The following is an 11427-nucleotide window of genomic DNA, read 5'->3' on the forward strand; positions in this document are numbered from 1 at the left end:
GATTGTCGGGTGTTAATCGGTAATAAATGCACATTTCATTACCGTTGTAGAATTGAAATAACATGTGAGTGCGCCATTAGCTGACGAATACAATGCCGGCATTAACATCTTACTTAGCGGGGTTAGTTAAAATTGTTGTGGCTCTTGTTTGATTGAAATATCAGGGTTAACGAATCAACTTATAAACAAAGCGCTATGGGTAAGGGGAAGTCTCAAGGGCTTCACATATCAATAATAAACGCATATCAAACTCAAGCTGATGATAATTAGTCTCCATTAAACAGCAAAGCTGATAAAAAGCTTTGTTGTGCTCTTTCTCTTTTAAGTGTGCAAGCTCATGCACCACAACCATTCGCAATAAGGGTTCTGGAATTCGGCGTAAACGTGATGAAATGCGGATTTCATTGGTCGCTTTGAGTTTATGGCCTTGGCGGCGATTAACGTAACGGTGCAAGCCTAATGCGTGATGACTTAAATTGATTTTATCGTCAAATACGACTTTGGTCAGCGGGGCTGACTGGCGTAAATAGGTTTGCTTAAATTGCATCGTGTAATCGTACAATGCTTTGTCGCTACGAATATCGTGAATAAGTGGGTAACGTTGGAGTAATTGCTGAGCAAGCTTTTGTTGCTGCATTAATTGGTTTACTTGTTCAATAATATGCGCAGGATAATGGCGCACAAATCGCAAAGGGTCGTTATTCGGGGTTAAATGTTGTTGGCTGTTTGGTAGTGAATAAACGTCAGTTTTAGGCTTTAGGCGTTGAGCATTAGCCTTTAATGGCATTTTAGGTGGCGATTTCGGTTTGGCTTTTGGCGATGGGGGAGGACAAGGCATGCGAGTTCCAAAATAATAGCGCAAGGTAACACTTACTTAAGATTACCTTGCCCAATTAGTCGTTATGCTTTACCAAAAATATGATGGTTATGAAGCACATACGCAACGTCAAACGCATTTTTTTGTACACGCTTAAGTTCTAGAGAGTCAAAATCAACCATTGGCGGGTTGCGTTTTAATTGTTCTTTAATTGCCAGCGGTGAGATTAATGTCACTGGCATATCCGTAATTTGAATTGCCGCTTCAAATAAAAAGCTGGTTGCACTGCCGGCCTGTTTGCCTTTTTGCTCACGTGAAATAATCGCAATTTCATCAACGTGATAATCTTCCATTAGCTTATGAAAAGCAAAGTGGAAGTCGCGTACTGTCGATGTATTAGATGTCGCAGACATGGTGAAAGATATTTGGCGACAAGCTGGTACATTAAATGTTTCGCCTTCATAACTCAGCAGACTGATGATGGCTTCGCCACCTTTAAGTTCTACACCACAAATTCTCATGTTAACCCTTCTTTAATATATTCTCGCGCTCAATGATATCAGCACGTAAATGGGCTGCCTGACGGCAACCAGATAGACATAACGCAGTGTCAATCACTACGATTTTGATGACGGATCATCTTGTTCAATAATTTTCGTTGGTTTTACGATACGGCGCATTGGTGTATCGCCAATATCCACACCGGTAATAAAGCGTTTATCACGTTTTGGCGCCGCTTTAGCTTTGTTTGCTTTTGGCTTGTTACCTTTTAGCGCAGACTTTTTACCGGTTTGCTTTTTAGCAGTCTGTTTTGATTTAGGTTTGATGCCAGTAAATTTACTTTTTAGGCCTTCAAATTCAGAAATAGCAAACGGTTTACGTAAGAATTCTTCAACCTTTTTAAAGTTGTCCCAATCTTTTGGGCCAACAAAAGACACCGCATCTCCTTGTGCGCCGGCGCGGCCTGTACGGCCAATGCGGTGAACATATTCTTCAGCAAATTTTGGCATATCAAAGTTAATCACTAATGACACGTTGATTAAATCAAGTCCGCGAGATGCAACATCGGTTGTTACTAAGATCTGATGCAAGCCACGGCTGAATTGATCCATGATTTGATTACGAGCGGACTGTTTTAAGTCGCCGCTTAACGATGCTGTTTTATAGCCTTTTTCAGCCAAAACTGAGGCCAAACGGTCTGTGTCAGCACGGGTGGCGGTGAACACAATGACTTGCTTGTGCGATTCACTGCTTAATAAATGGTTAAGCAGTTTTTCTTTATGGGTTAAGTGGTCGGCTAACACAATACGCTGAGTAATATCTTTGTGCTCTGTGTGAGACGCACCAACAGCAACATGTGCAGGCGAGTTTAATAACGTTGCGGCAATATCATTAATGTTGTCATGGTCTAAGGTGGCCGAAAACATTAACGTTTGACGACGTTTGTGGTCAGCAGCATCATTGATTTGCTTTAATTGGTCAACAAAGCCTAGGTCTAGCATACGGTCTGCTTCATCAAGTATCAGTAGCTCAAGACCGTTTAAGAATAAGTGCCGTTGGCTTAAATGATCGGCAATACGTCCAGGTGTGGCAACAATAAAGTGAGGCTCACGCGATAGTGCTTTGGCTTGGTCGTTAAAGTTTTCACCGCCCAGTACACTAATGGCTTTATATTGGGTATTGGCAACCAATAAACGTAATTGGCTATACACCTGTTGTGCGAGTTCTCTTGTTGGTAACAAAATTAACGCACGAGGATCTTTTTTCGATAACGCTTTAGTGGAAATTAGTCGTTGCATAGCAGGCAATAAAAACGCTAACGTTTTACCAGAACCTGTTTTAGATGAGGCCATTAGATCTTTGCCAGCTAAAGCAATCGGTATCGCTTGTTCTTGGATTTGCGTTGGGGTGGTAATCCCCATATGTTCAACAGTAGCTAACAAGCGTTTGTCTAATGAAAACTCTGAAAATTGCAAAGGTAAATCCCCTAAAAAATGGTAGCCAAATATTATAACGATTTCCCAAGAGTTTAGCCATGTAATTAGTCTTAACTATGACAATTTCCTCGTTCCAAGTTAACAATTTTTAAAGGAGTTTACATGTTTGATATCTTGCAGTCTGCCCAACGTAATCAAAAAAAACATTGCCAGAGTACAATTGGAATTGCACTAGGAAGCGGTGCCGCTAAAGGTTGGGCACATATTGGGGTGTTAAATGCCCTAAATGACATGGGCATATACCCTGATAAAGTTGCAGGATGTTCGGCTGGGGCATTTGTTGGCGCAGCTTATGCCAATGATCAACTTCAAGAGCTTTCAAAATGGGTGAGTGGGTTTTCAAATTGGGACGTGATTAGTTTAATGGATTTAAGTTGGCAAAAAGGGGGCATTATTACCGGCGAAAAGGTATTTGATGTGATTGGTTCCCGTCTTGGCACGCCAACGATTGAGCAGTTACAGCGTCCTTTTGCGACTGTCGCGACGGATTTGTATTCTGGCCAAGAGGTCTGGTTTCGTGAAGGCGACTTACGCCAAGCAGTAAAAGCGTCGTGTTCGATGCCCGGATTTTTATCACCAGTTAAACAAGGTCACCGATGGTTAGTTGATGGTGCGGTAGTGAATCCTGTACCAGTGTCATTAAGCCGTGCAATGGATGTTGATATTGTCATTGCAGTTGATTTAAATGCTTATCAAGTATCCCGAGCTAGCCCGATACCTGAGTCAATAATAAGTCACCCAAATGCGCAACATTGTGAAATAAACGAGCAGGATGAGCATGAGTTTCGGTTTGTCGATTTGCTTGGTCGCGGTAAAGAATATATCGCGAATTTGTCTCACAAATTTACTGCAGCAACTCAATCGGACCCTAGTATGTTGGCCGTAATGAGCCAATCGATGGAAATACTGGAACAACGTCATAAACGTGCACGATTAATGGGTGATCCACCTGAAATTTGCATTATTCCTCAAGTAGAAGATATTGGCACGATGGAGTTTCATCGCGCTCAAGAAGCCATAGATGCAGGTTATCAAGCAGTAAAAGACATTGAGCACTTAATTAACGCACAATTGAGTCACTTGAATAACAAATAAATAAAGCGATATAAAATTAACCGCTTAGCGTTCTATTAATTGATTTTAATCAGCAAAAAATCGAATACTTATTTCTATATTTTTTGTTTGCATTTTATTATTTTTATGGATCAAAAATACATTTCGGGGTGAAAAAAACACCCTGTTTGTCGCAATTTTTAATGATCAAAGGATAGCGCAAACCAGCGTCATTACTCGGTTATTAACAGCAAGATAGGCAGTCCAAACGGTCATTGCATTTGAGGTGAAAAGTGGTTGTTTTTTCGCTTTTATGACCCTCATAACCTCCAAATTTATTGAGGTCAAGCATCAACTTTTCGATCTGCTGAAGGCCATTCCAGAAATAGCTTTATTCATTTTCAACACTTGAAAAACATGATCTAGATCATAGATTTTTTTTATCCAATAACGCCTAATACACCACATATTGTGTTTGCCCGATGCATTTCCCCGATATCTAGTGTTTCTGTCATGAGGGTAAAAAAAGTCTTATCAGGAGTTAAAAATCTATGCTTGTTGTCATTAAAAGGGATGGTTGTCGTACTGCATTCAACGAAGAACGCATCAGAGACGCCGTTATTGCTGCAATGGAATCAGCAGGTCAATCTGATAGTGATTATGCCCAAACTTTAGCGGCAGTAGTTAAGCAACAATTTGTTGGTCAACAAGAAGTTGATATTAGTGACTTACAAAGTGCAGTTGAAAATCAATTAATGGAAGGGCCATTTAAAGCCGTAGCCAGACATTATATTGAGTATCGCCATGATCGCGATGTTCGTCGTGAAGCTAAGAGCAAGCTTAATCGTGAAATTCGCGGCTTAGTTGAGCAAAGTGACTCAAGTATCCTTAATGAAAATGCCAATAAAGACGCGAAAGTGATTCCAACCCAGCGCGATTTATTAGCAGGGATTGTCGCTAAGCATTATGCTAAAGCGCACTTGTTACCAAAAGATGTGGTTGATGCCCATGAAAAAGGTGAAATTCATTATCATGATTTAGATTACGCCCCCTTTTTCCCTATGTTTAATTGCATGTTAATTGACTTAGCAGGCATGTTAACTAACGGTTTTAAAATGGGGAATGCTGAAATTGAAACGCCAAAATCCATTTCGACAGCAACAGCCGTTACTGCGCAAATCATTGCTCAAGTTGCTAGCCACATTTATGGCGGCACAACCATTAATCGTATCGATGAAGTGCTGGCTGAATTTGTAAAAACCAGTTACCAAAAACACCGTAAAGTAGGCGAACAGTGGGATGTAAAAGACGTTGATGCATTTGCCATGGCGCAAACTGAAAAAGAATGCCATGACGCATTCCAGTCGTTGGAGTACGAAGTTAATACCCTGCATACCGCTAACGGCCAAACCCCATTTGTGACCTTTGGTTTTGGTTTAGGCACGAGTTGGGAGGCACGTTTAATTCAAAAGTCTATTTTAGCCGTGCGTATGGCTGGCTTAGGCAGAAACCACAAAACGGCAGTTTTCCCTAAACTTGTGTTTGCTATTCGTGATGGCGTTAACCACAAAGCCGCTGACGATAACTACGATATTAAGCAAATGGCACTCACGTGTGCCAGCATGCGTATGTACCCAGATATTCTTAACTATGAACAAGTTGAGCGTGTGACGGGGTCATTTAAAACCCCAATGGGTTGTCGTTCTTTCTTAGGTGTATTTGAAGAAAACGGTGAACTTATCCATGAAGGGCGCAATAATTTAGGTGTGGTAAGCCTTAACTTGCCACGTATTGCAATTGAAGCGCAGGGCGATGAAGCCAAGTTTTATGAGATCCTTGAACAGCGTTTAGCTATTTCTAAAAAGGCACTCGATACCCGTATTGCACGTTTAGTTGGTGTCAAAGCACGCGTTGCGCCTATTTTATATATGGAAGGTGCTTGTGGCGTGCGTTTAAAAGCGGATGACGATGTGTCTGAAATCTTTAAAAATGGCCGTGCGTCAATCTCATTGGGTTACATCGGTTTACACGAAACCGTTAATGCACTTTACGGCAATGATACCCACGTATTTGACAGTGAAACGTTGCGTGAAAAAGCCATTGCAATTATTGCACGCTTAAAAGCGGCAACTGAGCAGTGGAAAGAAGACACCGGTTATGGCTTTAGTTTATACAGCACACCCAGTGAAAACTTATGTAGCCGTTTCTGCGGGATTGATGCGAAACAATTTGGCGTTGTTGCAGGTGTGACTGATAAAGGTTATTACACTAATAGTTTCCATTTAGATGTGGAAAAGAAAGTGAATCCATTCGATAAAATCGATTTTGAATTACCATATCCTGATCTCGCTAATGGTGGCTTTATTTGTTATGGCGAATATCCAAACATGCAACACAACACTGAAGCGCTAGAGCAAGTGTGGGATTACAGCTTTAGTCGTGTGCCTTATTACGGTACAAATACGCCTATTGATGAGTGTTATGACTGTGGCTTTGTTGGTGAGTTTAACTGCACCAGTAAAGGTTTTGTTTGTCCTAAATGTGGCAACCATGAACCAAGCCGAGTGTCGGTTACTCGTCGTGTTTGTGGTTATTTAGGTAGCCCTGATGCGCGTCCATTTAACTACGGTAAACAAGAAGAAGTTAAACGTCGAGTGAAGCATTTATAATGAATTATCATGTTTATCATAATGTTGATGTCATTAACGGCAAAGGGACGCGTTGTACTTTGTTTGTTAGTGGCTGTGAGCATGAGTGTCGGGGGTGTTATAATCAATCAACTTGGCGACTCGACTCAGGCCATGTCTTTACTCAAGCGCTTGAAGATCAAATTATTGCTGACTTACAAGATACGCGCATTGTACGTAAGGGTTTATCGTTAAGTGGCGGTGATCCTTTACATCCCGCCAATCTTAACGCTGTGTTGAAATTAGTTACGCGGGTTAAAACTGAGTGTGATAATAAAGATATTTGGTTATGGACCGGCTATTTACGTGACGCGCTAAGTCCTGAGCAACAAGCCGTTGTCAATTTAATCGATGTGTTAATTGACGGTAAGTTTGAGCAAGATTTGTATGACCCATCATTGAAATGGCGCGGTAGCAGTAATCAACAAATTCATTGTTTGACTGATATGACCGCAGTGTAATGTCATAAATAGTCGACGATAATTCTTATTAAAGCCAACTCAGCAGAGTTGGCTTTTTTGTATCACTTAAAAAGGACTTGGGCAAGTGATATCCATTTTCTGTTTAGTCACTGGATGGATAAATGATAACGAAGTTGCATGTAACATCAATCTGCTCGCTAATGCGTGAGAGCCTGCTTGAGTATAAAGGTCACAACCTATAATGGGATGATTTATCTGTTGGCTATGGATACGTAATTGATGAGTACGACCAGTTATAGGGGTAAAGATCACCTTGGTTGTTGGCATACCGTTATGCATTAATGATTCGATAACCCGATAATGACTGTGAGCGGCTTTTCCTGTCTCAAAACAAATTTTCATATATGGAAAATTGTTTTTATCTTTCGCGATGGGGAAATGGATATCGCCTTGTTGAGAGGTGAGTTTACCGAGCAAGATAGCCGTGTAGGTTTTAGTCACCAAGCCATCTTGAAATTGTTTGGTTAATTGCCCGTTTATCAACTTGTTTTTGGCAACCAATAAAATACCTGAAGTACCAAAATCTAACCGATGCACCAAAGTACAGCTGGGGTAGTCTTGAACGAGGCGGTAATGTACGGAATCTAGATTAGCTGGATTTTTACCCGATAAGCTCAATAACCCTGAGGGCTTATTGATAATAAAAAGATGCTCATCTTCAAAAATTATTGTGATTTGAGCATAGCAAGGTGGGGCAATAAATTCAGGCATGATTGATAAGTTTTACCGTGAAACTGGCTCGTTAGCATAACGAACAAGAGTAATAAATACCATTGCTAACAGCAAAGAGATAATCGTCAATGACTTACTGGTAAAAAATGAGCACATAGATGATTAATGTGAATGTATTCAGTCAGTTTATTGGTTTATTCGGTTAGAAAATGCATGAACTTAATAAGGTGATAATGTGCTGTTTGAAGACAAAATTTGGCCACAGACCTAAAAACATATTTAGCATTGGCGCTTAAACTATCCCTGCAAGTGGATAACTTATCTGTCGATGACAGCGATGTAAAAGCACTAAAGGAGACATTTGGATAATAACGCAACATTAATTAGCCATCTTATCAGTTAGCTGTTTTTTTATTTACTTGCAGCCTGCAGAATTATTTTGATCTTGGCACAAAAAGCGGCCGCTAAATTCGCACTAGGCAGTTGTTTGGGTATATAATCTGCCTCCAAATTAGTGTTATTGATATCAATAGTCATATGACATGTCAGTAATGCACGTTAAGCAAAAAGGTAAAGCAATGAATTTAAAGCAAGAACTTCAGACTCTTAATGATAAGCTCGATAAGTGTCGTCGTAAATTAGCGGCAGCTGAGCAACGTGGTGATACCACAATTATTATGCAGTTTAAAAAAGAGATTGCGACGGTCACTAAACGTATTGCCAGCATCAAAAGTCAGCAAACAAGACAATTGAGCAAGGAAGGTAGTGAAGTGATGTCATTAGCTTTTAATCGTGCACTCACAAAGGCTGAACAAGCCGATATGGGCAAACTAAAAAAATCAATTAAGGGTTTAGTTGTTGTTCATCCTATGACGGCTTTAGGTCGTGAAATGGGTATTAAAGCTGTTACCGGTTTTGCTCCAGCTAAGTTTTAAATTGTTACCAATTTTCCACTCTTGGTTTATTTTCTCCCAAGGGTGCTGTCGTAAAGGTTAATTCATGTCGATAAAATATATCGCCACTTCAAAACTGCCTACGCCTTGGGGCGTTTTTGAAATGCATGGTTTTGAAGATACCACTTCAGGTAAAGAGCACGTGGCGCTAACATTAGGTCAATTTGATAGTCAACAAGCCGTTTTAGGGCGGATTCATTCTGAATGTTTAACCGGTGATGCATTATTTAGTTTACGATGCGATTGTGGTTTTCAATTACAAACCGCCATGCAAACTATTGCAGAAGAGGGGCAGGGCTTTATTTTATATTTACGTCAAGAAGGCCGGGGTATTGGTCTGTTAAATAAAATTAGGGCTTACCAATTGCAAGATGGCGGAGCTAATACTGTCGAAGCCAATGAAATGCTTGGTTTTGAAGCTGATATGCGTAAGTACGATATGATTCTACCTATGCTAAATAAGATTGGTGTAGAGCATGTTCGGTTGATGACAAATAACCCGCGTAAAGTGGCCGCTATGCAAAATGTTGGGATTGAAGTTGTTGAACGAGTCCCACTGCAAGTCGGAAAAAACCGTTATAACGAGCAATATCTCAAAACTAAATCGACTCAGCTTGGGCATATGATGTCAGAAGTACATTTTACTGACGAAAATACTTCGGGTGAATAAATTACAATAATGCATATAAATAGCCGATTGTTAAGACTAAATATGAATGCATTGTTGACTAAAGCTGTACAGTTGAGTGCCGCTTTATGTTGTTGTTGTTTTGCCTTTAGCACAATAGCTGCACAAGCCAAACCAATTAACACACATACTCAAACGCAAACCAATGCAACGACCGCGACACCTGATGCCTCTCATTATGCTTTTGCCAACTATTTAGGTAGTGGGGTTTATCGGACTGCAGGACAAAAAGCTGCGGTGGCAAATATACCCATTAGCATGCTGATAGATGAAGATGATGATCATCAGATGAAGCTGCGTTTGCCTGTTTCTCTAGGTTTTTTTAATTACTCTTTTACCGATCTTCCTGAGGGAGAGTTTCCTGATACGGTGGGGACATTAACCATTACTCCAGGGCTTGAGTATCATTGGTTTTACAATGACAAGTTAACCTTAGAGAGTTACTTAGACTTAGGTTATGGCCACAACTTTACCAATTCGAGCAATATTGGCATTGTTTCTGTGGGTACTGGGGCGATTTACCGCATCGATAATCCTAAATACACCCCCATTTTATCTAATAAGTTATTCTGGGCGGGTTATCGAAGTAGCGTTAACCATAATTCTGACAGTTTTGCGGTGTTTCAGTCGGGTGTTGATTTTGGTTTAGGTTATCATTGGCAATGGCAAAACGTAGAGGTAGAGCCTCGTTTATTTGTTAGTGGTCGTTGGTACTTTGACCAATTAACCTTTATCAATCCCGAAGGTGAAGATGTATTAACCAACCACAGCTATGAAGTGGGCGCATCGCTGGCGTTCAGCAAACCGGTTGGCTGGGAAGTATTTGGTTGGGATGGTCTCAAATTAGACAGGTTTGGCATCAGTTACCAAAACGGCGGTGGTTTGGAAGTGTGGCGCTTAATCTTCGACATCCCAATTTAAGCGCGGTTAATCTGTTTACTGCTATTACTGCTATTACTGCTATTACTGCTATTACTGCTATTAATTGTTAATGGCAGCCGTTACAAAAAATCTTATGCTATAGACTTGTGCGTTTATATGAAAGTTTGATAATTCTTAATAGTGTTTGATCATTTATACTATAGCTTGATATTTTTTGCTTTTTTGGTGAGAAAGCCCGTTGAGGGCTAACACATTTCTGCCCCAAAGTTTGTTTTATTATTTTTGAAAAAAAATCAACGTCGTGGCGCTTCGCCCACACCCGAACAAGAGGGTATCAACAGCTATACCTTCTTGTATCACCCAGCCGCCCATCGCGAAATTTTCTGGGAAACGAAAATTTCCATATGGGGACTATCATGTTTCTAACTTCATTTGTGCTTGCTTCGGTCTTATTCGAAAATGCTAACGCTTGCGATGGTGCATCTATGCACCGCAAAAGCTGCAGGTATCTTAAGTGCACAATGCACTAAATGCCTTGAAGCACATGGATGTGCGAGAAAGGCCATGTGAGCATCACGCTATTTTCTTCAACGTCCTCAATTCAAATTGAGTCTTTTAGCTGAATAGATCCTTGGTATTTATAGCTTTGTTAGTTGCCACAAATACAGTCAAATCGAAGAGAAAATAATCCCAGTGTAGATGCAGTAGCTAGCTTCCAAAACACTCCGTTCATCCTGAACATCCCTGCGGCAGGCATTGGGTTAGATTTAAGTAATGGCGTTCTGTAACGGGGTAAATACCCAGCATTCTTCATAAGTTTGCCTACTTTTATTTATAACTGTGTATTTATACAGTTATAATGATTTTAGGCAGAATGATGAATTGTGTGGTCGAAAATCATCCATAAGTTGTAGGTGTAATTATGATTTTTTCTTTGTAAGATAATGATTACATTTATATTTTTATGATTTAAATTTGAAAAATATTTTTCAAATCCATTTTGCACGGTTTGTATTGTAATTGTTGAAAATTAAAGTGCTTTACATCAATAAGATAGCAAATGTAGGATGTTATTAATCAATAACTTAAACGGCTGACATTGAATGATACGCCGTTTAATAAGCTGTTATCGTGTCAGAAAAAACACGGAGCCTATATATTATAGGTGATACAGAAACTTTAGCTGTATATTTAAA

Annotated in this window: 10 protein-coding genes; 6 read left to right on the top strand and 4 right to left on the bottom strand. The window is 40.1% G+C overall.

All coding sequences use genetic code 11. From position 1 onward, the window contains the following. Positions 1-193: 193 nt before the first annotated feature. The 3 genes from G3R48_RS03105 to G3R48_RS03115 form a co-directional block, all read right to left on the bottom strand. On the bottom strand, positions 194-637 hold the full coding sequence (locus G3R48_RS03105) for a M48 metallopeptidase family protein (protein ID WP_228497317.1): 444 nt from the start codon (positions 635-637) through the stop codon (positions 194-196). Positions 638-900: 263 nt separating this feature from the next. Then, positions 901-1338 carry a DUF3010 family protein gene (locus tag G3R48_RS03110; protein ID WP_153660410.1) on the bottom strand — a complete coding sequence of 146 codons (438 nt, stop codon included), beginning with the start codon at positions 1336-1338 and terminating at the stop codon, positions 901-903. 96 nt (positions 1339-1434) lie between these two features. Beyond that, positions 1435-2793 (bottom strand): DEAD/DEAH box helicase, encoded by a 1359-nt coding sequence (locus G3R48_RS03115; protein WP_153660408.1) that lies wholly within the window; start codon positions 2791-2793, stop codon positions 1435-1437. A 123-nt stretch (positions 2794-2916) separates the two neighbouring features. On the opposite strand from G3R48_RS03115, the gene rssA reads away from it, so the two are divergent. The 3 genes from rssA (at position 2917) to nrdG (ending at position 7015) form a co-directional block, all read left to right on the top strand. Continuing rightward, entirely contained in the window at positions 2917-3909 is a 993-nt protein-coding gene (rssA, locus tag G3R48_RS03120) for a patatin-like phospholipase RssA (protein WP_153660407.1), read from the top strand. A 509-nt stretch (positions 3910-4418) separates the two neighbouring features. Continuing rightward, positions 4419-6536: an anaerobic ribonucleoside-triphosphate reductase gene (gene nrdD / locus G3R48_RS03125; RefSeq protein WP_153660405.1), complete on the top strand. Its 2118-nt coding sequence runs from the start codon at positions 4419-4421 to the stop codon at positions 6534-6536. Further along, a complete protein-coding gene (gene nrdG / locus G3R48_RS03130) occupies positions 6536-7015 on the top strand; it encodes an anaerobic ribonucleoside-triphosphate reductase-activating protein (RefSeq protein WP_153660403.1) in 480 nt (159 codons plus the stop codon). Before nrdD ends, nrdG begins: the two co-directional genes overlap by 1 nt. A 66-nt stretch (positions 7016-7081) precedes the next feature. Here nrdG and G3R48_RS03135 read toward each other — a convergent pair whose 3' ends face one another. Further along, entirely contained in the window at positions 7082-7747 is a 666-nt protein-coding gene (locus G3R48_RS03135) for an RluA family pseudouridine synthase (RefSeq protein ID WP_153660401.1), read from the bottom strand. A gap of 539 nt (positions 7748-8286) precedes the next feature. On the opposite strand from G3R48_RS03135, the gene G3R48_RS03140 reads away from it, so the two are divergent. The 3 genes from G3R48_RS03140 (at position 8287) to G3R48_RS03150 (ending at position 10270) form a co-directional block, all read left to right on the top strand. After that, the gene (locus tag G3R48_RS03140) at positions 8287-8643 is read left to right on the top strand and encodes a YibL family ribosome-associated protein (RefSeq protein ID WP_153660398.1); all 357 of its coding nucleotides are present in this window, start codon (positions 8287-8289) and stop codon (positions 8641-8643) included. Between the two features lie 64 nt (positions 8644-8707). Then, positions 8708-9331 (top strand): GTP cyclohydrolase II, encoded by a 624-nt coding sequence (gene ribA / locus G3R48_RS03145; protein ID WP_153660396.1) that lies wholly within the window; start codon positions 8708-8710, stop codon positions 9329-9331. Between the two features lie 42 nt (positions 9332-9373). After that, positions 9374-10270 (top strand): hypothetical protein, encoded by an 897-nt coding sequence (locus G3R48_RS03150; protein ID WP_153660394.1) that lies wholly within the window; start codon positions 9374-9376, stop codon positions 10268-10270. The last annotated feature ends 1157 nt before the right edge of the window (positions 10271-11427 follow it).

Source organism: Shewanella intestini, from assembly GCF_018221465.1.
In the GTDB taxonomy this organism is placed as follows: domain Bacteria; phylum Pseudomonadota; class Gammaproteobacteria; order Enterobacterales; family Shewanellaceae; genus Shewanella; species Shewanella intestini.